Annotated in this window: 21 protein-coding genes; 14 read left to right on the plus strand and 7 right to left on the minus strand. The window is 59.3% G+C overall.

What is annotated here, in order from left to right:
* Positions 1-162: 162 nt before the first annotated feature.
* Positions 163-417 (minus strand): YkgJ family cysteine cluster protein, encoded by a 255-nt coding sequence (locus ACOWVD_RS16165; RefSeq protein WP_015378527.1) that lies wholly within the window; start codon positions 415-417, stop codon positions 163-165.
* 265 nt (positions 418-682) lie between these two features.
* Here ACOWVD_RS16165 and mtr point away from each other — a divergent pair, with 265 nt between their 5' ends.
* Positions 683-1,927, plus strand: coding sequence for a tryptophan permease (gene mtr, locus ACOWVD_RS16170; protein WP_004935722.1), 1,245 nt, complete (start codon positions 683-685; stop codon positions 1,925-1,927).
* 127 nt (positions 1,928-2,054) lie between these two features.
* The gene (gene yeiP, locus ACOWVD_RS16175; RefSeq protein ID WP_004935725.1) at positions 2,055-2,627 is read left to right on the plus strand and encodes an elongation factor P-like protein YeiP; all 573 of its coding nucleotides are present in this window, start codon (positions 2,055-2,057) and stop codon (positions 2,625-2,627) included.
* Positions 2,628-2,669: 42 nt separating this feature from the next.
* On the opposite strand, the gene uxuA is transcribed toward yeiP, so the two are convergent.
* Positions 2,670-3,860 (minus strand): mannonate dehydratase, encoded by a 1,191-nt coding sequence (gene uxuA, locus ACOWVD_RS16180; protein WP_021505921.1) that lies wholly within the window; start codon positions 3,858-3,860, stop codon positions 2,670-2,672.
* Positions 3,861-4,152: 292 nt separating this feature from the next.
* On the opposite strand from uxuA, the gene ACOWVD_RS16185 reads away from it, so the two are divergent.
* Positions 4,153-5,625, plus strand: coding sequence for a mannitol dehydrogenase family protein (locus ACOWVD_RS16185; RefSeq protein WP_197763362.1), 1,473 nt, complete (start codon positions 4,153-4,155; stop codon positions 5,623-5,625).
* A 62-nt stretch (positions 5,626-5,687) separates the two neighbouring features.
* On the opposite strand, the gene ACOWVD_RS16190 is transcribed toward ACOWVD_RS16185, so the two are convergent.
* Positions 5,688-5,996, minus strand: a complete 309-nt coding sequence (locus ACOWVD_RS16190) for a type 1 fimbrial protein (protein WP_004935734.1) — start codon at positions 5,994-5,996, stop codon at positions 5,688-5,690.
* A gap of 318 nt (positions 5,997-6,314) precedes the next feature.
* Between ACOWVD_RS16190 and ACOWVD_RS16195 the strand changes: the two genes are divergently transcribed.
* From ACOWVD_RS16195 to yejF, 8 genes are all read left to right on the plus strand, one after another.
* Entirely contained in the window at positions 6,315-7,289 is a 975-nt protein-coding gene (locus ACOWVD_RS16195) for a GTP-binding protein (protein ID WP_197842734.1), read from the plus strand.
* A gap of 77 nt (positions 7,290-7,366) precedes the next feature.
* The gene (locus ACOWVD_RS16200; protein ID WP_004935741.1) at positions 7,367-8,077 is read left to right on the plus strand and encodes a phosphatase PAP2 family protein; all 711 of its coding nucleotides are present in this window, start codon (positions 7,367-7,369) and stop codon (positions 8,075-8,077) included.
* Positions 8,078-8,487: 410 nt separating this feature from the next.
* Positions 8,488-9,063 (plus strand): bifunctional murein DD-endopeptidase/murein LD-carboxypeptidase, encoded by a 576-nt coding sequence (mepS, locus tag ACOWVD_RS16205; RefSeq protein WP_049242549.1) that lies wholly within the window; start codon positions 8,488-8,490, stop codon positions 9,061-9,063.
* A gap of 412 nt (positions 9,064-9,475) precedes the next feature.
* Positions 9,476-11,062, plus strand: coding sequence for a cyclic di-GMP phosphodiesterase (locus tag ACOWVD_RS16210; RefSeq protein WP_164095499.1), 1,587 nt, complete (start codon positions 9,476-9,478; stop codon positions 11,060-11,062).
* 89 nt (positions 11,063-11,151) lie between these two features.
* On the plus strand, positions 11,152-12,960 hold the full coding sequence (locus ACOWVD_RS16215) for an extracellular solute-binding protein (RefSeq protein WP_033632554.1): 1,809 nt from the start codon (positions 11,152-11,154) through the stop codon (positions 12,958-12,960).
* A gap of 9 nt (positions 12,961-12,969) precedes the next feature.
* Entirely contained in the window at positions 12,970-14,061 is a 1,092-nt protein-coding gene (locus tag ACOWVD_RS16220) for a microcin C ABC transporter permease YejB (RefSeq protein ID WP_004935753.1), read from the plus strand.
* The gene (locus tag ACOWVD_RS16225) at positions 14,058-15,083 is read left to right on the plus strand and encodes an ABC transporter permease (RefSeq protein WP_015378535.1); all 1,026 of its coding nucleotides are present in this window, start codon (positions 14,058-14,060) and stop codon (positions 15,081-15,083) included. Before ACOWVD_RS16220 ends, ACOWVD_RS16225 begins: the two co-directional genes overlap by 4 nt.
* 1 nt (position 15,084) lies before the next feature.
* Positions 15,085-16,680, plus strand: a complete 1,596-nt coding sequence (gene yejF, locus ACOWVD_RS16230) for a microcin C ABC transporter ATP-binding protein YejF (protein ID WP_049242553.1) — start codon at positions 15,085-15,087, stop codon at positions 16,678-16,680.
* Positions 16,681-16,688: 8 nt separating this feature from the next.
* On the opposite strand, the gene ACOWVD_RS16235 is transcribed toward yejF, so the two are convergent.
* From ACOWVD_RS16235 to rsuA, 3 genes are all read right to left on the minus strand, one after another.
* On the minus strand, positions 16,689-17,033 hold the full coding sequence (locus ACOWVD_RS16235) for a YejG family protein (protein ID WP_004935763.1): 345 nt from the start codon (positions 17,031-17,033) through the stop codon (positions 16,689-16,691).
* Between the two features lie 594 nt (positions 17,034-17,627).
* Positions 17,628-18,824, minus strand: coding sequence for a Bcr/CflA family multidrug efflux MFS transporter (locus ACOWVD_RS16240; RefSeq protein ID WP_015378537.1), 1,197 nt, complete (start codon positions 18,822-18,824; stop codon positions 17,628-17,630).
* A 41-nt stretch (positions 18,825-18,865) separates the two neighbouring features.
* Complete coding sequence (gene rsuA, locus ACOWVD_RS16245) at positions 18,866-19,579, minus strand: 16S rRNA pseudouridine(516) synthase RsuA (protein ID WP_004935770.1); 714 nt, start codon at positions 19,577-19,579, stop codon at positions 18,866-18,868.
* 319 nt (positions 19,580-19,898) lie between these two features.
* Here rsuA and ACOWVD_RS16250 point away from each other — a divergent pair, with 319 nt between their 5' ends.
* Together ACOWVD_RS16250 and rplY are read left to right on the plus strand one after the other, a co-directional pair.
* Positions 19,899-21,656: a DEAD/DEAH box helicase gene (locus ACOWVD_RS16250; RefSeq protein WP_004935773.1), complete on the plus strand. Its 1,758-nt coding sequence runs from the start codon at positions 19,899-19,901 to the stop codon at positions 21,654-21,656.
* A gap of 162 nt (positions 21,657-21,818) precedes the next feature.
* Positions 21,819-22,103 (plus strand): 50S ribosomal protein L25, encoded by a 285-nt coding sequence (gene rplY / locus ACOWVD_RS16255; RefSeq protein WP_004935776.1) that lies wholly within the window; start codon positions 21,819-21,821, stop codon positions 22,101-22,103.
* A gap of 84 nt (positions 22,104-22,187) precedes the next feature.
* Here the strand turns inward: rplY and yejK are convergent, their stop codons facing one another.
* Complete coding sequence (gene yejK, locus ACOWVD_RS16260; RefSeq protein WP_004935779.1) at positions 22,188-23,195, minus strand: nucleoid-associated protein YejK; 1,008 nt, start codon at positions 23,193-23,195, stop codon at positions 22,188-22,190.
* A 211-nt stretch (positions 23,196-23,406) separates the two neighbouring features.
* Here yejK and ACOWVD_RS16265 point away from each other — a divergent pair, with 211 nt between their 5' ends.
* Positions 23,407-23,634 carry a YejL family protein gene (locus tag ACOWVD_RS16265; RefSeq protein WP_004935782.1) on the plus strand — a complete coding sequence of 76 codons (228 nt, stop codon included), beginning with the start codon at positions 23,407-23,409 and terminating at the stop codon, positions 23,632-23,634.
* Positions 23,635-23,639: the final 5 nt, after the last annotated feature.

Raw genomic sequence — 23,639 nt, forward strand, 5'->3', positions numbered from 1 at the left:
GTACGCGCCGTGCAAAAGGAATAGCCTTAAATATCCGGTATTTCTCTGCGACCGCCATGAACGGCACCTGGAGAGACAGCCACTACGCCGTTCCCCCACACTGTTCGGGTCGGCTGCGATGGCGGCAGGCGCGACGCTGTGTCTGTGGCGGTTGAAAGACGCTTAAGGCGCGGTGTCCGCCTCCAGTCTGGCGAGGTAAATCAGCGCCTGATCGCGGTGATCGTGGCACATGTCGCGGCTCGGCTGCAGGCTGCCGCACACCTTCGGCCTCAGCGGCGAATGAAACAGGCCACAGCGCAGCCGTTCATCCAGATGAATGCAGCGAGTATTGGCGGGCTTGCCGTTCGGCATGCCGGGGATCGGGCTGGATATTGACGGCGCGATACAGCAGGCGCCGCAGTCGCTGCGACAGTCCATCAGCGCTACTCCTGGTGGGCTGGGGGGAAAGAAGCGCGACAATAGCAGCCGCACGCGGCCACCGCCAGCAGAATCCCTGCGTCCCCGCGATCTTTACACTCATCGCTCTGCGCCGGCCGGCTGCACCCGATGGCGAATAAACGCCCAGCAAACCTTGATTTAAAGAAAAAAACGCGTGAAACGTGCAATTCCTTCGCTTTACATGCGCCATGCGCCCATGTACTATTGAGCTAGTACAAAAGAACTTCTTCCCTCAGGAGCACGCATGTCTACGGACACCATTCAGAAGCTGGCCCGCCCTTCCGTCCTTGGCGGCGCGATGATCATTGCCGGAACCGCCGTTGGCGCCGGCATGTTTTCCATTCCGATCGTCACTTCCGGTGTCTGGTTCAGCGGCTCCGTCGCGCTGCTGGTTTATACCTGGGCCTGCATGCTGCTGTCCGGCCTGATGATCCTCGAAGCCACGCTGCACTACCCGAGCGGCGCCAGCTTCAACACCATGGTCAAGGATCTGCTGGGCAAAGGCTGGAACGCGGTGAACGGCCTGTCGGTGGCGTTCGTGCTGTACATCCTGACCTACGCCTATATCTCCGCCGGCGGCTCGATCATCGCGCACACGCTGGAGGGCATCGTCGGCGTCGGCCAGACTACCGCCGGCCTGGTGTTCGCGCTGGTGGTGGCGTTTATCGTCTGGCTCTCCACCCGCGCGGTCGATCGCCTGAGCACCATTCTGATCGGCGGTATGGTGATCACCTTCGTGATGTCGGTGGGCGACATGTTCACCCACGTGCAGCCCGCGGTGCTGTTCAACACCGGCGATGATCGGGCCAGCTATCTGCCTTACGCCCTGGCGGCGCTGCCTTACCTGCTGACTTCGTTCGGCTACCACGGCAACATTCCCGGGCTGGTGAAGTACTACCACAAGGACAGCGGTTCCGTGGTGCGCAGCCTGGTGTACGGCACCCTGCTGGCATTGGCTATCTACATCCTGTGGCAGTATGTGATTCAGGGCAATATCGCGCGCGACGCCTTTAAGCAAGTGATCGCCGAAGGCGGCAATATCGGCAGCCTGCTCAAGCAAATGGGCAACGTCTCCAGCAGCCAGACCGTCAGCCAACTGCTGAACGCCTTCTCCTATATGGCGCTGGCCAGCTCGTTCCTCGGCGTATCGCTGGGCCTGTTCGATTATCTGGCGGACTTCTGCAAGTTCAAGGACGACGCCGTCGGGCGCAGCAAGACCGCCCTGGTGACCTTCGTGCCGCCGACCCTGGCCGCGCTGCTGTTCCCGAACGGTTTCCTGTACGCCATCGGCTTCGCCGGGCTGGCGGCCACCGTCTGGGCGGTGATCGTGCCGGCGCTGATGGCGCGCGCCAGCCGCCGCCGTTATCCGCAGGCCGGTTACCGTGCACCGGGCGGCAACGGCGTGATCCTGTTCGTCATCCTGTTCGGGTTGATCAACGCTGCCGCACATATTCTGTCGCTGTTCGGCCTGCTGCCGGTCTTCCGGTAATCCTCGAAGGGAGAGCGCCTGCTCTCCCTTTCCTGCACTGTTTTTACGCCGGGCTATTGCCTGAAATCGGCGGCGCGAGTACCTTGTCGCAACTTCTCTAATACTCTTCATTGCGGATGAAATTGAAATGGCAAGAGCTAACGAAATTAAGCGCGGCATGGCGATCAGCTACAACGGCAAGCTGCTGCTGGTAAAAGATATCGACGTGCAGAGCCCGAGCGCCCGCGGCGCCAGCACCCTGTACAAAATGCGCTTCTCCGACGTGCGCACCGGCCTGAAAGTGGAAGAACGCTTCAAGGGCGACGATATCCTGGACACCATTTCCCTGTCGCGCCGCAAGGTGAACTTCTCCTATATCGACGGCGAAGAATACGTGTTCATGGATGACGAAGACTACACCCCGTACATTTTCAAGAAAGACCAGATCGAAGACGAGCTGCTGTTCATTCCGGAAGGCGGCCTGCCGGGTATGCAGGTGCTGACGCTGGATGGCCAGGTGCTGGCGCTGGAGCTGCCGCAGACCGTGGATATGGAAATCGTCGAGACCGCGCCGGGCATTAAAGGCGCTTCCGCCAGCGCCCGCAACAAACCGGCCACCATGGCGACCGGCCTGGTGATCCATGTGCCGGAATACCTCAGCGCCGGCGACAAAATTCGCATTCATATCGCCGAACGCCGCTACATGAGCCGCGCAGACTAGTCGCGCCTACGGGGCCGATACTCGGCCCCGTTTCATTTTCCGCTACGGCAATTCCGGGAAAAAGCGCCGCTTGAGCGCCAGCTCGACGCCGCGCAGCTCCGCCAGCCCTTTCAACCGCCCGATGGCCGAATAGCCCGGATTGGTTTTCTTTTTCAAATCGTCCAGCATCTGATGCCCATGATCGGGGCGCATCGGGATCGGCCGCCGATCGCCCGCCCGCTGCCGACGCAGTTCTTCGGTCAGGATCGCTTCGATCACCGCCACCATGTCCACATCGCCCTGCAGATGCGCTCCCTCGTGGAAGCTTTTCGGGTTTTCCTCGCGGCAGGTGGCGCGCAGGTGGGTAAAGTGAATGCGGTCGCCGAAGGTTTCAATCATCCGCACCAGATCGTTGTCGGCGCGCACGCCGTAGGAACCGGTGCACATGGTGAAGCCGTTATGAATGCTGTCGACGGTCTGTTTCAGCCACTGCATGTCTTCGATCGTGGAGACGATGCGCGGCAGGCCGAGGATCGGCCGCGGCGGATCGTCGGGATGCACCGCCAGCCGGATGCCGACCTCTTCCGCCACCGGCACGATGGCGCGCAGAAAGACCGCCATGTTTTCGCGCAGCCGCGCCTTGTCGATGCCGTCGTATTCCGCCAGGCGGCGGCGGAACTGCTCCAACGTATAGCCTTCTTCCGCACCCGGCAGCCCGGCGATGATGTTGCCGGTCAGCGTGGCTTTCTCCTCCTCGCTCATGGCGGCGAAATAGGCCGCCGCCTGACTGCGCTCTTGCGCCGTATAGTCCGCCTCGGCGCCGGCGCGCTGCAGGATATGCAGCTCGAACGCGGCGAAGGCTACCTGATCGAAACGCAGCGCTTTGGAACCGTCCGGCAGCGGATAGGCCAGATCGGTGCGCGTCCAGTCGAGGATCGGCATGAAGTTGTAGCAAACGGTGTCGATGCCGCAGGCCGCCAGATTGCGCAGTGACTGCTGGTAATTGGCGATGTACCGCCGCCAGTCACCGCTGTGGGTTTTGATCTCCTCATGTACCGGCACGCTCTCCACCACCGACCACACCAGCCCCTTTTCCGCCAGCAGCGCCTGCCGCGCGCGGATCTCGTCGATCGGCCAGACTTCGCCGTTCGCAATATGGTGCAGCGCCGTGACCACCCCGGTCGCCCCGGCCTGACGCACGTCATCCAAAGAGACCGGATCGTTCGGGCCATACCAACGCCATGTTTGTTCCATGTTGTGTCCTTATGCCTGTCTCGCATTGCGATGTTGTTATACCAGTTTAATTTAGATGTCAGCTAGCTTTAACTTACTCTTTCGCCGCGCGCTGTCAAAATTGAACCGTTCATTGGTTGATCCGCTTCACGATTCTGGCTTATTTTGGCCTGACCAATTCCCTTAACCTGCCGACAACTTTAGACTGGTGGCAGTTTTTTATCGTCAGCGCGCCCTTGTTGATGGGGCGACAAACTGGTCCGCTAACTTGACGCAAGTGGCCCGCCAGCTGTCTACTCGCTTTGGAGATGAGATGAATACGATCGCCAACACCCCGCTGCCGGGCGCCGTCCGGCAACCGAATTATGATCGCCGGGCCCTGCGCAGCCGCATCGTGCACCTGGGTTTCGGCGCGTTCCACCGCGCGCATCAGGCGCTGCTGACCGATCGGGTGCTGAACGCCCAAGGCGGCGACTGGGGCATTTGCGAGATCAGTCTGTCCGGCGGCGTGCCGCTGTTTGAGGCGCTGCGGCAACAGGATCATCTGTACAGCGTGCTGGAGAAAGGCGCGGACAGCCATCAGGCTATCGTGATCGGCGCTGTGCGTGAGAGCCTGCACCGCAAGCTGGAGGGCATCGCCGCGGTGCTGGAGAAGCTGGCCGAACCGCAGGTGGCGATCGTCTCGATGACCATCACCGAAAAAGGCTACTGCATCGAGCCCGGCAGCGGACGGCTGGACAGACAGCATTCGGGGATCGTCGCCGATCTGGCGTGGCCGCATCAGCCGCAGACCGTGCCCGGCATTTTGGTGGAAGCGCTGCGGCTGCGGCGCGAACGCGGCCTGCCCGCCTTCTCCCTGCTCTCCTGCGACAATATTCCGGAGAACGGCCATGTGCTGCGCCGGGCGGTGCTCGATCTGGCGCAGGCGCGAGATCCGTCGCTCGCCGATTGGATCGCCAGCGCCGCTACCTTCCCCTGCACCATGGTGGATCGCATCGTGCCGGCCGCCACGCCGGCCACGCTGGATGAGATCGCCACCGCGTTGGGCGGCGTGCGCGACGAATGCGCCATCGCCTGCGAGCCCTTCATTCAATGGGTAGTGGAAGACAACTTCACCGCCGGACGCCCGGCGTGGGAGTTGGCCGGCGCCCAGTTGGTCAGCGATGTGCTGCCGTTTGAACACATGAAGCTGCGCATGCTGAACGGCAGCCACTCGTTCCTGGCTTACTTAGGCTACCTGGGCGGCTACCGCTATATCAACGAGTGCATGGCGGATGAGCACTACCGCCGCGCCGCCCTGCGGTTGATGCTGAACGAACAGGCGCCAACGCTGAGCGTCACCGGCATCAGCCTGCCCGATTATGCCGCACAGCTTATCGCGCGCTTCAGCAATCCGGCGCTGCAACACCTCACCTGGCAGATCGCCATGGACGGCACGCAGAAGCTGCCGCAGCGGCTGCTGGATGCCGTGCGCTGGCATCTGCGGCACGGCGGCGACTATAGCGGGCTGGCGCTGGGCGTGGCGGGCTGGATGCGTTACGTCGGCGGCGTCGATGACGCCGGTGAGCCGATCGACATTCGCGATCCGCTGGCAGACGTGCTGCAGCAGACGATCGCCGCCACAACGGACGATCGACGGCGCGTAGCGGCGCTGTTGGCGTTGAAATCGGTATTCGGCGAAACGCTGGCGGCGCATGCGGCGTTTAGCGAAGCGGTGACGCAAGCCTATTTATCACTGCGCGATCGCGGCGCGCGTGAAACGGTGAAGGAGTGGGTGATGCGGTGAGGAGCCTGCAGGGCCGAGAATAACCATGCCGGCGTAACGTTACGCCGGCATGGCGGAACGACTTAACGATAAACGACCGTCATAACAGCGAGTTTCTTCTGTTGGTCTACCCACTTCATTTCGGTTGTGCCTAGATTTAGCGGAAGTTCTTTGCGTGTAGTATCAAAACCTGACAACGCTTGCTGAGCCTGATAATGCTGGCCGTTGCGGTAACATTGCGTATTCGCCTTAGAATCTGCAATCTTGACCGTGCAAGGACTTTCAACGATAGAGCCGACGAAGCGAATTACCCCGCCGGCCACTCCTGCCTGACTCACTGCCGTCCATGAAAACAACATTCCTACGATCAAAAATAACCGAAAGGTATTCATGGCAACCTCATTTTTAGTTAAGCCAATTTAACCATAGAGGAACTTGTTAGGAATAATCGCAAGGAAAGGGACGAGATTTGATCGTTAATCTCGTCATTAACAATGTAAAAACAAGCTACTAACAAAAGTTAACCGCATCTAATACAGGGTTTTATCTAAGAATTTTCTTGTTATAAACGGTGGATTTTGTCGGTTGAAAAGCGCATGGTGACGTGCAAAATTTGCGAGATAGAGCACAAATTAAATTGCGGCCGTTTCACCGACACGGCTGCGTAACTCATTTATTAAGCAGGTTAATTTTTGCGCCAGGAATTATTAATGACCAAAACCAATTTGATTACCGGTTTCCTCGGCAGCGGCAAAACCACCACTATCCGCCATTTGCTGGCTCATAAGCCCGAACATGAACGCTGGGCGGTATTGGTCAATGAATTCGGCGAGATCGGCATTGACGGCGCGCTGCTGGCAGACAGCGGCGCGGTGCTCAAAGAGATCCCCGGTGGCTGCATGTGCTGCGTCAACGGCCTGCCGATGCAGGTGGGCTTGAATATGCTGTTGCAGCAGGCCAAACCGGATCGGCTGCTGATCGAGCCGACCGGGCTCGGGCATCCGAAACAAATCCTGTCGCTGCTGACCCAGGAGAGCTATGCCGGCTGGATCGATCTGCAGGCCACCCTGTGCCTGCTGGATGCCCGCCAGCTCAGCCAGCCCCGCTACCGCGACAACGAAAACTTCCGCGATCAGCTGGCCGCGGCCGACATTATTTTGGCCAGCAAAAGCGATACCTACCGGCCGGAAGACAGGCTGGCGCTGGAGGCCTGGAAGGCGCAAGACCCGCTGCAGCGGCCCTGCTACGCCATCGCGCAAGGCGAAGCGGATGGCGCGCTGTTGTCACTTCCGCGCACGAATCGTACAGAATTGCCGGACGCGCAGCATCATCATGGTCAGGCGAAAAAGCAGGGGCTGGCGGCGCTGCGGCTGCCGGAGCACGCCCGCTGGCGGCGAGCGTTGAATGAAGGGCAAGGCTTCGCCAGCTGCGGCTGGATTTTTGACGGCGATACCCGGTTCGACACCGCCGGCTTCATGGAATGGGTGCGACTCGCGCCGGTCGAACGCGCCAAAGGCGTGGTACGCATCCCCGAAGGCACATTGCTGATCAATCGTCAGGGGCAGGATCTCAACATCGAAACCCGCCCGGTCGCGCCGCTCGACAGCCGAATTGAGCTTATCCACAGCGAAAATGCCGATTGGAATGCCCTGCAATCCGCCTTGTTTAAGATTCGTTTAAGTTAGACCCCGTACCGTTGCCCCCCGGTTGCCGCAGGGCTGCCGGGTTTTATTTCGTTTTCATTTTTCCAACAGGTTATGTCATGACACGCCGCAATTTACCCCTCATTCTCTTCTTCAACTTACTGGGCGTTGCGCTGTTTCTGTCCTGGTTCCTGCCGGCCAATCACGGCGGCTGGTTTACCCTGGATTCGGCGATTTTCTTCTTCTTTAACCGCCATCTGGCCACCGACCCGGCGTTTTTACACCTGGTCGCCATCACCAACAACCGCGCGTTCGATGTGATTTCGCTGCTCGCCATGGGGCTGCTGTATCTGTACTTTTATCTGAAGCAGGACGCCGCCGGCCGCCGCCGTCTGGTGATCACCGGCGTGGTGATGCTGCTGACCGCCGTGGTGCTGAACCAGCTTGGCCACCTGCTGCCGGTGAAACATCCAAGCCCCACCCTGACCTTTGACAATATCCATCGCGTCAGCGAGCTGACCGGCATCCCCACCAAGGACGCTTCCGGCGACAGCTTCCCCGGCGACCACGGCATGATGCTGATTATTTTTTCCTGCTTTATGCTGCGCTATTTCGGCCGCGGCGCCTTCGCCGTCGCCCTGCTGATTACGTTGGTCTTCTCATTGCCGCGCGTGATGATTGGCGCCCACTGGTTTACCGATATCGCCGTCGGCTCATTGTCCGTGGTGCTGGTTGGCGCCAGCTGGGTGCTGATGACGCCTTGCAGCGACTGGATCGTCGATCGGTTGAATCGCCTGTTGCCCGGTAAGCACCGCCCCGGCCAACCATAATTTGTGTCTATGACTCATGCCGGGAGGCTTACGCCTCCCGCCCTCTTCCCCTCGCCGCGCGCAAAAATTTCCCCACCGTTCGTTAACGCTTTTGCAACCTGATTTCACGCCAGATTCATACATCGGGCAATTGGCGTTTTTTATATGAAGATTTACATTATGTTACATCACAAATTCATATAAAAAAGACGGGAAAAAGGCTCGCAATCCCCTATTGGTTCCGGTAATCTCAGATGCGTTTGTGCCTGGTTTAAGTCGAATCAGTATGAAATCCGATAAAAATGTGCGTTCTCGCACGTTTTCAACGGTAACTGGTTGTCGATGCAACAGGTGCGGACTAGGCTCGTTTCGTTTGGCATTTTTCAGGTAGCGACTTTCGTCGTTAAGGACTTCAAGGGAAAACAACAACAATGGTCAAATCTCAACCGTTTCTGAGATATTTTTTGCGGGCAGTCCCTGCAATTGCCGCTGCGGTTATGCTGTCAGCGTGCAGCTCGACTCACACTTCGAACTTGAATAACGCACAAACTGAGATGCGTGCAGTTAATGACAAAGACGGTCTTTTACTGCAAGCCTCTCAGGATGAATTCGAAGCGATGGTCCGCAACGTTGACGTCAAGTCAAAGATTATGGATCAGTACGCGGATTGGAAAGGCGTTCGCTACCGCTTAGGCGGTGACACCAAGCGCGGCATCGATTGCTCGGCGTTTGTACAGCGCACCTTCCGCGAACAGTTCGGCATGGATTTACCGCGTTCGACCTATGAACAGGAAGATCTCGGCAAGAAAATTCAGCGCACCAAGCTGCGCGCCGGCGATTTGGTGCTGTTCCGTGCCGGTTCTACCGGGCGCCATGTCGGCATCTATTTAGGCAACGATCAGTTCGTTCACGCCTCCACCAGCAGTGGGGTCATGATTTCCAAGCTGACCGATAACTATTGGAATAAACGTTATCGAGAAGCGCGCCGGGTGCTGACCAACGGTTAACGGCGCAACGCCCTGAAGATCCTGAATACCAAACGAGCGATAAGCGCCGCCCACGGGCGGCGTTTTTTTTGGTTGTCGAACAGGCATCATCAAAATTGATCCCTGCCTTATCGTCACCTTTCCCTGCTTAACGCCGCCGCACGCCATTATTTTGATAAACTGTTGGCAGGAAATCGCCCCGTCGAGGAAAAACTCGCCTATTATCGTCAGATGATGGCAACGGCACCCCGGCGTTATTTAAAACGTTTCCGCTGATATTATGCGCATGATATTTCTGTCGGCGACGCCGCATATTTAAATGGCGCCGCCGGTTGGTACGGGATAAAAAGGCAAAAATGAAAAAAAAGCCGTTGGCACAATCCATTAACTGGCTGCGCGACACGCCTGACGCCCGGTTGCAGAGGACTCGGTTATGGGCTTGAAAAGAGCTTTCGCCCGTAGCGTGTCTCACCGACAACGCAGCCTGGCTAAAAGCGGTGTCGCCGCCCTGGTATTTTTTACGCTATTCACCGCGGTCACGCTTTCTTTGATCAACCACCAGCGCACGCAATATCAACATAAGGTCGAAGCGCGCACGCAAAAGTTCACGCTGGGTTATATCTCGCATCTGACGGCGGTGATGCGGCAAATGATGCCGCTTCTGAACAAGCCTTGCCTCTCCAGCCAGTCGGATATTACCTACCAGGCGGCCTTTACCAGCGGCGTGCGCACCTTCCTGTTGGTGAAGGACGGCTACGCCTATTGCTCCTCCGCCACGGGCGACATGATGTTGCCGATGAAAAATATCTATAAGGATATCGACTGGGATCTGCCTCTGGATCTCAAGCTGCAGCAGGGTACGCCGATGGTGCCAAATAAACCGGCGGTTGCGGTTTGGCTGCGACATCCCGCCGAAAAGGCCACCGGCATCCTCGCTACGCTGGACATCGATCTGATGCCCTACCTGCTGTTCACCTCGCACGACGAACAGGCGCCGGGCATCGCCATCGTGATGGGCAACCGCGCGCTGACCACTTTCAGCCCGAACCTGATGCCGGTCAATCAGCTACCGAAGGGCAAGGCGGATACCCTGACGCTGCCCAATCTGCCGCTGACCATCCTGTTCTACAACGAGAAACTGACCCCCAACGACATTCGCCTGACGCTGCTGGGCAGCCTGGTGCTGTCATTGATGACCGGCGTACTCTGCTACTACATGCTGCTGCTGCGGCAAAGCCCGGAACGCGCGCTGCTGCGCGGCATCAAGCGCAACGAGTTCTTTATCGAATACCAGCCGGTGTTCCATACCGATAGCAACAGCATCGGCGGGCTGGAAGCGCTGATCCGCTGGCAGCATCCGATCGAGGGCCGCATCCCACCCGATGTCTTTATCCCCTACGCCGAAAGCAACGGGCTGATCGTGCCGCTTACCCGCCACCTGTTCAGGCTGATCGCCGAAGATGCGCCACAGCTCGCCAAAGCGCTGCCACGGGGAGGTAAAGTCGGCCTAAACATTTCCCCCGCCCACCTTAGCGCACCGTCGTTTCACCAGGACGTGTATGAACTGTTGACGCAGCTGCCGGGCGATTACTTTACGCTGGTGTTTGAAATCACCGAACGCGGCATGGTGGAAGAAGAGAGCGCGCTGACGGAGTTTGACTGGCTGCACAAACAGGGCATCGAGATCGCGGTGGATGATTTTGGCACCGGGCACAGCGCGCTTATTTATCTTGAACGCTTCACCATGGATTATCTGAAGATTGACCGTGGCTTCGTCAACACCATCGGCCAGGATACGGTCACCGCGCCGGTGCTGGATGCGGTGATCTCGCTGGCGAAAAAGCTGAAAATGCTGACGGTGGCCGAAGGCGTGGAAACCGCCGAGCAGATGCAGTTTCTGCAAGAACACGGCGTCAACTTCATGCAGGGGTACTACTTCAGCAAGCCGCTGAGCATCGATGATTTCGTCGCTTACTGCAATGCTCATCAGGTCTTTGATTATCAGGAAAAAAATAGTTAATCTTTAAGCATCTTTACCCTGCGCCCGTCCGAAGAATGTTATGCTGGGCGCAGGTTGTACTTTATTCCACAGCAGGAGCTTACCGTCTGATGTCCGTGCGCATTTTCGCTGCTCTGGTGCTCTCGGCACTGAGCTTCGGTCTGCGGGCCGAAGCCCTCAACGAAAGCTACGCTTTCGCCCTTCTCGGTGAACCGAAATACGCCACCGACTTCAGCCATTTTGACTACGTCAACCCGGCGGCGCCCAAGGGCGGCGACGTGCGGCTGGCGGCCATCGGCACCTACGACAACTTCAACCGCTTCGCTACCCGCGGCGTGCCCGGCGAGCGCACGATGGAGCTGTACGATACGCTGTTCACCAACTCCGACGACGAACCCGGCAGCTATTACCCGCTGATTGCCGAATCGGCCCGTTTCCCGGCCGACATGCGCTGGATGGAATTGGATATCAACGCCCGCGCGCGCTTCCAGGACGGCAGCCCGATCACCGCCGCCGACGTGGCCTTTACCTTCAATAAATTCATGACCGAAGGCGTGCCGCAGTTTCGCTCCTATTACAAAGGCGTCACGGTCAAGGCCATTTCCCGGCTGACGGTGCGCATCGAGCTGCCTAAGGCGAACCGTGAGCAAATCCTCAGCCTGCTCAGCCTGCGCGTATTGCCGGAAAGCTTCTGGAAAAACCATAAGCTCAACGAACCGCTCAGCACCCCGCCGCTCGCCAGCGGCCCGTATAAAATCGGCGATTATCGCCTCGGCCAGTACATCACCTATCAGCGGGTGCGCGACTACTGGGCCGCCAATCTGCCGGTGAACCGCGGCCGCTACAACTTCGACAGCATTCGCTACGATTATTATCTGGACGACAAAGTATCGTTGGAAGCCTTCAAGGCCGGCGCCTACGATTTCCGCATCGAGCCGTCGCCCAAGAGCTGGGCCACCCAATATCAGGGCGGCAACTTCGCGCGCAACTACATCATCAAGCAGGACGAGACCAACCAGGCGGCGCAGAATACCCGCTGGCTGGCGTTCAATCTGCAAAAACCGCTGTTCGCCGATCGTCGGGTACGGGAAGCGATCGGCCTGGCTTTCGATTTTAACTGGATGAACAAGGCGCTGTATTACAACGCCTATCAGCGCGCCGACAGCTATTTCCAAAACACCGCCTACGCAGCCCGCGGCTACCCGGACGCCGCTGAACTGGCCTTGCTGGCACCGCTCAAGGGCCAGATACCGCCGGAGGTATTTACTAGTATCTACCAACCGCCCTCCTCCGACGGTAGCGGCAACGATCGACAAAACCTGCTGAAGGCGACCCAACTGCTGAAAGAAGCCGGTTGGGTGGTCAAAAATCAAAAGCTGGTCAACGCCAAAACCGGCCAGCCGTTCACCTTTGAACTGATGCTGCTGAGCGGCAGCAACTTCCAGTACGTGCTGCCGTTCCGCCACAACCTGCAGCGGTTGGGCATCGAGATGCAAATCCGCGAGATTGACGCCTCGCAGTACACCCGCCGCATGCGCGAGCGCGATTTCGACATGATGTCGACGGTGTATATGGCGATGCCGTTCCCCAGCGCCGATCTGCAAATTCTGTGGGATTCGCAGTACATCGATTCCAGCTATAACACCCCCGGCGTCAAAGATCCGGCGGTCGACAGCCTGGTCAGGCAAATCGCCGCCCATCAGGGCGACGAAAACGCCCTGTTGCCGCTCGGCCGCGCGCTGGACCGGGTGCTGACCTGGAACAACTACATGCTGCCGATGTGGTACTCCAACCACGACCGCTACGCCTATTGGGACAAGTTCTCCACGCCGTCGATCCGCCCGGCCTATGCGATCGGCTTTGACAACTGGTGGTACGACGTCAACAAGGCGGCGCGCTTACCGGCTCAGCGGCAATAAGGAGTCGGAATGGCGGCCTATCTGATACGCAGACTGTTATTGGTGATCCCCACGCTGTGGGCGATCATCACCATCAACTTTTTTATCGTGCAAATCGCCCCCGGCGGTCCGGTCGATCAGGCCATCGCCGCCATTGAGCTGGGGCACGGCAGCGGGTTTGGCAGCGGCGGTGTCGGCGAAGGCCTGGGCCACGCCCGGACGGGCATCGCGGCTGGCGACGGCCAATATCGCGGTTCGCGCGGCCTGGATCCGGAGGTGATCGCCGAGATCACTAAGCGTTACGGCTTCGACAAACCGCTGCACGAGCGCTACTTCACCATGCTGTGGAACTATATGCGCTTCGACTTCGGCGACAGCCTGTTTCGCGGCGCTTCGGTGATGCAGCTGATCGGCCAGAGCCTGCCGGTCTCCATCACGCTGGGCCTCTGGAGCACGCTGATCATCTATCTGGTGTCGATCCCGCTCGGCATCCGCAAGGCCGTCCACAACGGCAGCGCGTTCGATACCTGGAGCAGCACGCTGATTATCATCGGCTACGCCATTCCGGCTTTTCTGTTCGCCATTCTGATGATCGTGCTGTTCGCCGGCGGCAGCTACCTGGACTGGTTCCCGCTGCGCGGCCTGGTATCGAGCAACTTCGACACCCTCTCATGGCCGGCGAAGATCGCCGACTACCTGTGGCACATCACCCTGCCGGTGCTGGCGACGGTGATCGGCGGTTTCGCCACCCTGACCATGCTGACCAAGAACTCATTCCTCGACGAGATCCGCAAACAGTACGTCACCACCGCCCGCGCCAAGGGGCTGGACGAGAAAAAAATCCTCTACCGCCACGTGTTCCGCAACGCCATGCTGCTGGTGATCGCCGGTTTTCCGGCCACCTTTATCAGCATGTTCTTCACCGGCTCGCTGCTGATTGAAGTGATGTTCTCGCTCAACGGCCTGGGGCTGCTGGGCTACGACGCCACGCTGCAGCGCGACTACCCGGTGATGTTCGGCACGCTGTATATCTTCACCCTGATCGGCCTGCTGTTGAATATCCTCAGCGATATCACCTACACCCTGGTCGATCCGCGCATTGACTTCGAGGCCCGCCAATGAGCCGCCTTAGCCCGATCAACCAGGCGCGCTGGGCGCGTTTTCGCCGCAACCGCCGCGGCTACTGGTCGCTGTGGATCTTTTTGGTGCTGTTCACCCTGAGCCTGGCCGCCGATCTGATCGCCAACGACAAACCGCTGTTGGTGCGTTATGAAGGCCGGTTGTACCTGCCGTTTATGATTAGCTACAGCGAAACCGCCTTCGGCGGCGAACTGAATACCGAAGCCGACTATCAGGATCCGTTCGTGCAGCGGCAGATCGAACGGCACGGCTGGGCGGTCTGGGCACCGATCCGCTTCAGTTACGACACCATCAACTTCGCCACCGAGGTGCCCTTCCCTTCGCCGCCTTCGCGGCACAACCTGCTGGGCACCGACAGCAACGGCGGCGACGTGCTGGCCCGGGTGCTGTACGGTTTTCGCATTTCGATGTTGTTCGGTCTGGCGCTGACGCTGTTTTCCAGCCTGATCGGCGTGTGCGTCGGCGCGACGCAGGGGTATTACGGCGGGCGTTTCGATCTGTGGGGACAGCGCTTTATCGAAGTGTGGTCGGGCATGCCGACGCTGTTTCTGATCATTCTGCTGTCGAGCATCGTCCAGCCCAATTTCTGGTGGCTGCTCGGCATCACCATCCTGTTCGGCTGGATGAGCCTGGTGGGCGTAGTGCGCGCCGAATTCCTGCGCACCCGCAATTTTGACTATATCCGCGCCGCGCGCGCCATGGGCGTGCCGGATCGGGTAATCATGTCCCGCCATATGCTGCCCAACGCCATGGTGGCGACGCTGACCTTCCTGCCGTTTATCCTCTGCGGCTCGATCACTACCCTGACGTCGCTCGATTTCCTCGGTTTCGGTCTGCCGATAGGCTCGCCGTCGCTCGGCGAATTGCTGCTGCAAGGCAAAAACAATCTGCAGGCGCCGTGGCTCGGCATCACCGCCTTCCTGGTATTGGCAGTGCTGCTGTCGTTATTAATCTTTATCGGCGAAGCGGTGCGCGACGCCTTTGACCCCAGCAAGGCGCATTGATATGGCCACTCCTTTGCTCGCTATTCAGGATCTCAGCATCGCCTTCCGTCAGGGCGACACCGTCACGCCGGTGGTCAACGAACTCTCGCTGCAAATAGCGCCGGCGGAAACGCTGGCGCTTGTAGGGGAATCCGGCTCCGGCAAAAGCGTCACCGCCCTGTCGATACTGCGTCTGCTGCCCGCGCCGCCGGTGGTTTACCCTGCCGGCGATATTCTGTTCAACGGCGAGTCGTTGCTGCATGCGCCGGAGACTGACCTGCGCAAGGTGCGCGGCAATCAGATCGCGATGATCTTTCAGGAACCGATGGTGTCGCTTAACCCACTGCACACCATCGAGAAACAGCTGGCGGAAGTGCTGATGCTGCACCGCGGCCTGCGGCGCGAAGCCGCGCGCGCAGAGATCGTCGAATGCCTGGAGCGCGTCGGCATCCGTCAGGCCAAAAACCGGCTGCAGGACTATCCGCACCAGCTGTCCGGCGGCGAACGCCAACGCGTGATGATCGCCATGGCGGTGTTGACCCGCCCGAAACTGCTGATCGCCGACGAACCCACCACCGCGCTCGACGTGACTATCCAGGCGCAGATCCTGACGCTGCTGCAAGAATTGAAGCAGGAAATGGGCATGGGGTTGCTGTTCATCACCCATAATCTGAATATCGTGCGCCGCCTGGCGGACAACGTGGCGGTGATGCGCCAGGGGCGCTGCGTAGAGCAAAACGGCCGCGCGCAGCTGTTCAGCCGGCCGCAGCATCCCTACACACAGCAGCTGCTGGCCGCCGAAGACGTCGGTGAGCCGCTGCCCACCGCGCGCCCCGGCGACGAGCGGCCGCTGCTCAAGGTGGAAGATCTGCAGGTGCGCTTCCCCATTCGGCGCGGCCTGCTGCGCCGCACGGTGGATTATCACTATGCGCTGAAATCGTTGAGTTTCGAGCTGCGCGCCGGGGAAAGCGTGGGGCTGGTGGGAGAATCCGGCTCGGGTAAAAGCACCACCGGGCTTGCGTTATTGCGTCTGCTGGCCTCGCAGGGCGCCATCTGGTTCGACGGCGAACCGCTGCACCCGCTCACGATGAAGCAGATGCTGCCCTACCGCAGCCGAATGCAAATCGTCTTCCAGGATCCATATTCCGCCCTGAATCCGCGCCTGAACGTGCAGCAGATCATCGCCGAGGGGCTGGAAGTGCACCAGCGGCTTAGCGCCGAGCAGCGGGAACAACGCGTGATCGAGGTGTTGCGGGAAGTCGGCCTGGATCCGCAGCTTCGCCACCGCTATCCCACCGAGTTTTCCGGCGGCCAGCGCCAGCGTATCGCCATCGCGCGCGCGCTGATCCTGCAACCGCAGCTGCTGATCCTCGACGAGCCGACCTCTTCACTGGATAAATCGGTGCAGGCGCAGATCCTGACGCTGCTGAAATCGCTACAGCAACGCCACCGGTTGGCTTATCTGTTCATCAGCCATGATCTTCAGGTGGTGCGTTCGCTATGTCACCAGGTCATCGTACTGCGACAGGGGGAAGTGGTTGAACAGGGAGACTGCCGGGCGATTTTCGCGGCGCCCGCAGCCGACTATACCCGTCAACTGCTGCAGTTGGCGGATTAGCGGCGAATTCAGAAGGGGTATTGCGCGCTGAGCGGTTCGGCGATCGCGGCGCCGACGTTTTTCAGGCGGCACATGGTGGCGCTCTCATCGCTGCGCTGCACGAACAGGCAAGGTTCCCCTTCCCATTCAACGATCGCACAGTCGACCTGAATCTCCTGCAGCGACAGATTGAGCTGTTGCATTACCTGCCAGGCCTCGGCCCCTTCATGGCTGAGCAGCTTCAGTCCAATCAGGTTGTTATCTTCGTCTATTCCGTTAAACGGAATCGGTTCGACCTTCACGCCGGTGAAACCGGATAGCCAACGATAACTTTGCGGCAAGCGATGCACTACCGAAAGTTGGATACTCTCCACATGAAATCCCTAGTTTGAAAAGGTGAAACACTTTTACCTGACAGGGTTACTAAGTTATAGCCGTTGACTCCCGACTCTGCCGCGCACAAATGTTATTTAAATGTAAATTTTGCCGCAAGCCATTAACCTGACCCCGTGCTTGCCGATGCCGTGCCACTTTTTGGCGCGCCGTGCGGTGTTATTTCACGGCATTTTGCGACTCAGCTCGCATTTTTGCGTTATATGTAACCCTTTCCCGCAGCGATCTCAACTCTTTTTTCTTGCAATGCGACTACTTTTTCGTCGCCATATTTTTACAATGAAGAAACATCTTACCCGTCACGTTAGCGCCGTCACCGCTGCTAATACCTTGATTTACATCAATCCTAATACAAACCCCCCGCGCGGCTCAGCCGACAGCGCGCCGCGCCTCCCGGGGAATATTGGGCGGCACGGCGGCGGAATTTTTTAACAAAAAGCACACAGGTGAGAAAGCGGCTAATTGATTAGCTTGCGTATATTTAGCAACAAATTTTTCATTGCCGGTTGCACCCTGAAATGGCAGGGCGCAACCCCGTGACGATGCGGAGCGACACGCCCCGAATCGGGAGAACGTCAGGCTGCGCGATCGCGCGGCCGGCTGGCGTAAACATAGAACAGCACCGCCACGATGCTGCACAGCGCCATCGAGGTGACCATTGGCCAAGCGCTTTTGCCCGGCGCCATCGACAGCACCGCCCCCACCAGCGCACCTATGCTGAAGCGCAACGTGCCGGCCAGGGAAGAAGCGGTGCCCGCCATATGCGGAAAATCATCCAGGATCACCGCCATGGCGTTGGAGGAGATCATCGCGATGCACCCCAGATAGACCGCAACGCCGATCACCAGCGCCCAGAAGCCCAGGCCCACGGTGCTCACCGCCATTAGCCACAGCCCCATCGCCAGCTGTACCAGCAGCCCCAGCTTGAACATCTTGACCGCGCCGAAGCGCCGCACGTTGCGGCTGTTGATCAGCGTCGTCAGGAACAGGAAGACGATGTTCAGCGCAAAATAGTAACCGAAATGCTGCGGCGAAACGTGGTTCAGTTCGATGTAGACGAACGGCCCGGCGCTGAGGAACGAGAACATGCCCGCAAACGAGAAGGCGCTGGCCAACATGTAACTCAGCACCCGCTTATGACGGAACAGCGAACCGAAGTTGCCCAGCGTGGTGCGCAGGTGGAACCGCTGGCGCCGCTCTTTCGGCAGCGTCTCCTTGATGAACAAGGCCACCAGCAGCGAACCGATCAGCGCCGCGGCGCCCATGGTCCAGAAGATGGCGTGCCAGCTGAACCACAGCAGCAGCGCACCGCCGATCATCGGCGCCAGCAGCGGCGCAATGGTCATCACCAGAATGACGAACGACATCATGCGCGAGAACTCATCCTTGGTGAACATATCGCGCATCAGGGCGTTGATCACCACGCTGGCGGCCGCCGCCGCCAAACCGTGCAGGAAACGCAGCCCGATCAGTTGATCGATCGACTGCGCCATGGCACAGGCGCAGCCGGCGATGGCGAAGATCAGCGTTCCCCACAGGATCACCGGCTTGCGGCCGATGCTGTCCGACATCGGCCCATAGAACAGCTGCCCGAAGGCAAAGCCGAGCATATAGGCGCTGAGCGTCATCTGCACGCTGCCGGACTCGACGCCAAACTGGGCGGCGATCACCGGCATACTGGGCAGGTACATGTCGATGGCCAACGGCATCAACATGGACAACAAGCCCAGAATGAAAATCAAACCGAGATGAGAGGTTCGGTTCTGTTGCACGTTCCACGACTCCTTAATCGGCCGCAATCAATGATCGGTTATCAGTCCTGCAGGTGCGGCGCGCCCACGCTGGCGATCTCTTCTTCTGTCAATGGGCGGTATTCGCCCGGCGCCAGATCGTCATCCAGCACGATGGCGCCGATGCGCTCGCGGTGCAACGCGATCACCCGGTTGCCGACGGCGGCGAACATCCGCTTCACCTGGTGGTAGCGCCCTTCGCTGATGGTCAAGCGCACCACGTGCTCGTCGACCTGCTCCAGCGTCGCCGGCCGCGTCAGATCTTTCTCGTTGTGCAGTTGCACCCCTTCAGCGAAACGCTGCGCGGTGTCTTCCGCCAACGGGTGCTCCAACGTGACCAAATAGGTTTTCTCGCAGTGGTGGCGCGGCGACGTGACACGGTGCGACCATTGACCGTCGTCGGTCATCAGCACCAGCCCGGTGGTGTCGATATCCAGCCGCCCGGCGGCGTGCAGCTTGTACGCGACCGGCTCATCGAGGAAATACAGCACCGTCGGATGATCGGGATCGTCGGTAGAGCAGACGTAGCCCTGCGGTTTGTTGAGCATGAAATAGCGCGGGCCGTTCTGCTGCTGCAGCGGATTGCCGTCGAACGCCACTTCTTGCTCCGGGGTCAGTTTGACAGCCCCGCTCTTCACTACCTCACCGTCCACGGTGACGCGTTTAGCCCGAAGTTCGCGCGCGACCAGCGCACGGCTGATGCCTAACTGCTGAGATAAAAACTTGTCCAATCGCATGGGATCTGCTTTGCCTGCCGTTGTTATGATCGCATTGATCGTATTGCCAAAATATGACGCCCGCCGTTGCACCGGGTGCAAATAGCAGGTTCAGGGGGGGAATCGCGTGGGGGAACAGCGATTGCTGTCACACAAGTATAGCGACACAACGCGTTGCCCGACAGAGGTAATTTTCACGCTTCTCGCACCGCGCGTGCGCAGAAGGCATAATAGTAGAAATTTTTCGGCCGCCCGGGGCGTAAAATGTCGCTGTTTCTATGGGAACGGGGGCGACAAGACCTGTACCCGGCGGCCCATTCCACTCTACGGCGTTCATTTTATGGCCTTTACCCTACGCCCCTACCAACTGGAAGCGGTCGAAGCCACCATCAACCATTTCCGGCGGCGTCCCGAACCGGCGCTGATCGTGCTGCCGACCGGCGCCGGCAAAAGCCTGGTGATCGCCGAACTGGCGAAGCGCGCCCGTGGGCGAGTGCTGGTGTTGGCGCACGTCAAGGAACTGGTGGCGCAAAACCACGCCAAATACTGCGCCTACGGCCTGGAGGCGGACATCTTCGCCGCCGGTCTGCAACAAAAAGAGAGCGCCGGCAAAGTGGTGTTCGGCAGCGTGCAGTCGGTGGCGCGCAACCTGCCGCTGTTCGACGGCGCCTTTTCGCTGCTGATCGTCGATGAATGCCACCGCATCAGTGACGACGACGACAGCCAGTACCAACAAATCATCCAGCATTTGCAGAAAACCAACCCGCAGCTGCGGCTGCTGGGGTTGACCGCCACGCCCTATCGTCTGGGCAAGGGCTGGATTTACCAGTATCACTACCACGGTTTTACCCGCGGCGACGGCGCCAGCCTGTTTCGCGACTGCATCTATGAGCTGCCGCTGCGCTATATGATTAAGAACGGCTTCCTGGTGCCGCCTGAGCGGCTGGACATGCCGATTGTGCAGTACGATTTCAGCCGGCTGGAGGCCAGAAGCAACGGCCTGTTCAGCGAAGCGGATCTGAACCGCGAGCTGAAGCGGCAAAACCGCGTCACGCCGCACATTATCAGCCAGATTGTGGAGTACGCCGACGATCGCAAAGGGGTGATGATCTTCGCCGCCACCGTCGAGCACGCCCGCGAGATCCACGGCCTGCTGCCGAACGGCGAGGCCGCGCTGGTCAGCGCAGAAACGCCGCCCGCCGAGCGCGATGCGCTGATCGAGGCGTTCAAACAACAGCAGTTGCGCTATCTGGTCAACGTAGCGGTATTGACCACCGGTTTCGACGCGCCGCACGTCGATCTGATCGCGATCCTGCGCCCGACCGAGTCCGTCAGCCTGTATCAGCAGATCGTCGGCCGCGGGCTGCGGCTGGCGCCCGGCAAGGAGGATTGTCTGATCCTCGACTACGCCGGCAACCCGCACGATCTGTTTACGCCGGAGGTCGGCGTCAGCAAGCCGCACGGCGACAGCCAGCCGGTGCAGGTGTTCTGCCCGGCCTGCGGCTTTGCCAATCTGTTCTGGGGCAAGTGCACCGAGAACGGCGATATCATCGAGCACTACGGCCGCCGCTGTCAGGGCTGGCTGGAAGACGACGACGGCCACCGCGAACAGTGCGATTACCGCTTCCGGTTCAAGAGCTGCCCGCACTGCGGCGCGGAGAACGACATCGCCGCACGCCGCTGCCATCAGTGTCAGGAGGTGCTGGTCGATCCCGATGACATGCTGAAGGCGGCGCTGAAGCTGAAAGACGCGCTGGTGCTGCGCTGCGGCGGCATGGAACTGCAGAGCGGCCGCGATGACAAGGGCGAATGGCTGAAGGCCACCTATTACGACGAGGACGGCACCAGCACCAGCGAGCGCTTCCGCCTGCAGACGCCGGCGCAGCGCAAAGCGTTCGAGATGCTGTTCCTGCGCCCGCACCAGCGCGCGCCGGGCGTGCCGTTCGCCTGGCACACCGCCGCCGACGTGCTGGCGCAACAGCAGGCGCTGCGCCATCCGGATTTCGTGGTGGCGCGCAAACGCGGCCAGTTTTGGCAGGTGCGCGAGAAAGTGTTCGATTATCAAGGCCGTTTCCGCCGCGCCAATCAATTGACCTGAGCGAACGGTCCCCAATCTGGACAGGTTTTCGTTGCCCTGCAGGCGGCTTTCCGTTAAAATGCCGCGCGCTTTACCTGGGCCTGCCCAGCGTTAAAGCGGATTTCCGAACTTGCTACTTGGGTCGCCTGTAGCAGGGTAAATTTTCTTTTAAGAGAAAAAACAATGTTCACTATCAATGCAGAAGTACGTAAAGACCAGGGTAAAGGTGCGAGCCGCCGCCTGCGTGCAGCAAACAAATTCCCAGCTATCGTTTACGGTGGCAAAGAAGCTGCAGTTTCCATCGAATTGGACCATGATTCTGTTAAGAACATGGAAGCTAAACCAGAATTCTACAGCGAAGCAGTAACTCTGGTTATCGACGGTAAAGAAACCAAAGTTAAGGTTCAGGCTGTACAGCGTCACCCGTTCAAGCCAAAACTGGCTCACATCGACTTCGTTCGCGTTTAATCGCTACGTTTTCGAACCTTTCGGGACGCCGAAATAAAGAACGCCGCAATTGCGGCGTTTTTTATTGTCTGCGATCCGGCGCGCTTACTTGCCGCTGCCGGTCCGGCGCTGCAGCTGATCGCGCAGGTTCGGCGGCGTGCCTCTGATGGTCAGCGTGTCGGTGGCCGCATCCCAGAAAATGCGCTCGCCCAACAGCATGGCGTCGAAATTCAGGCTGATGCCGCCGCCGCTGCCGGCAAATTTGGTCAGCTGGCGCAGCGTGCCGCGATCCGCCGGGAAGCTTTCCTCCAACTCATACCCTTGCTCGCTGGAGAACTGCATGAAGTCTTTCTCACCGACCGGCGACAGCTCCTGCGACAGGGCCTGCAGTTCAATCTCTTCGCCCGCCTGCAGCTGTTCGTTGCAGTAGCTGTACACCTGTTGGCGCACCGACTGGCGCTCGTTCTTGTCCAACTGCGCATCGGCGCAGTAGTCGTCCACCGCCTGCAGCAGCCCGCGGTTTTGCGCCTTGGTGTCCAACCCTTCGGACGCCGCCAGGAAATCCATGAAGAAGTCGGCGACCTTGCGGCCTACGCGCCCGCGCAGGAAGGTCAGATAGCGGGTCGATTCCGGGTTGGTTTCCCATTCGGTCAGATCGATGCGCGCGACGATATCGGCGTTGTTGATGTCCAGATAGTGCGTGGTGTTGATATCCAGCTCTTCGTTGACGCGCATGCTGTTACGGCTGTTCAGCACCGCGATCAGCAAGTACTCCACCGCCAGATAACGGTATTGGCCGAACAGCACCACGCCGCCTTCGGCAAACGGATACTTCGCCAGTTCGTCGCGCAGGCGGCCGGTCGCCGCGCGGCTGAAGGCCAGAAAGTCCTTATCGTCCTTGCGGCAAGTGCGCAGCGCTTCCGCCAGTTCGCTGCCTTCGTTGAACAGGCCCAAGGCCTTGCTCTTGGCGCTGTAGACGCGATGCAGTTCCGTCATCATTTCTTCCACCGCCGCGTTGGTGGGAAGCAAGGTATCGCGCAACACCACGTCCAGCGTTTGCTCGTCGCGTTTCACCAATTGGTGCAGAGCGATCTGGTCGATATCCAGACTCATGATAAATCCTCCTGTTCTTTAGGCGCGTATTCAAACACTGAAGACCCCGCCCTGCAATACTAAAAAGCTGCGGCCAACCGGAAAGGCGCAGCGGGGCCCCGCCCCGGCGCGGGCGAACAATTTCCCGAATGACAGGAAGTGATAAAAGAGCGGAAAATCACTGCCCTATACGGTAAGATAGGGCACTTTGCAGATTACTAAGCGCAATTTTATGCCACAATCATCCCGTTACAGTGACGAACACGTTGAACAACTGCTCTCAGAGCTGGTCAATGTTCTGGAAAAACACCATACCCCCACCGATCTTTCCCTGATGGTGCTGGGCAACATGGTCACTAATTTGATCAACACCAGCGTTGCCCCCGCGCAGCGGAAAACCCTGGCGAGATCGTTCGCGGAAGCCTTGCAGGCTTCTGTCCGTGAAGATAAAGCACATTAATATTG

It is taken from the genome of Serratia sp. SA088 (assembly GCF_049065515.1).
GTDB lineage: Bacteria > Pseudomonadota > Gammaproteobacteria > Enterobacterales > Enterobacteriaceae > Serratia > Serratia nematodiphila.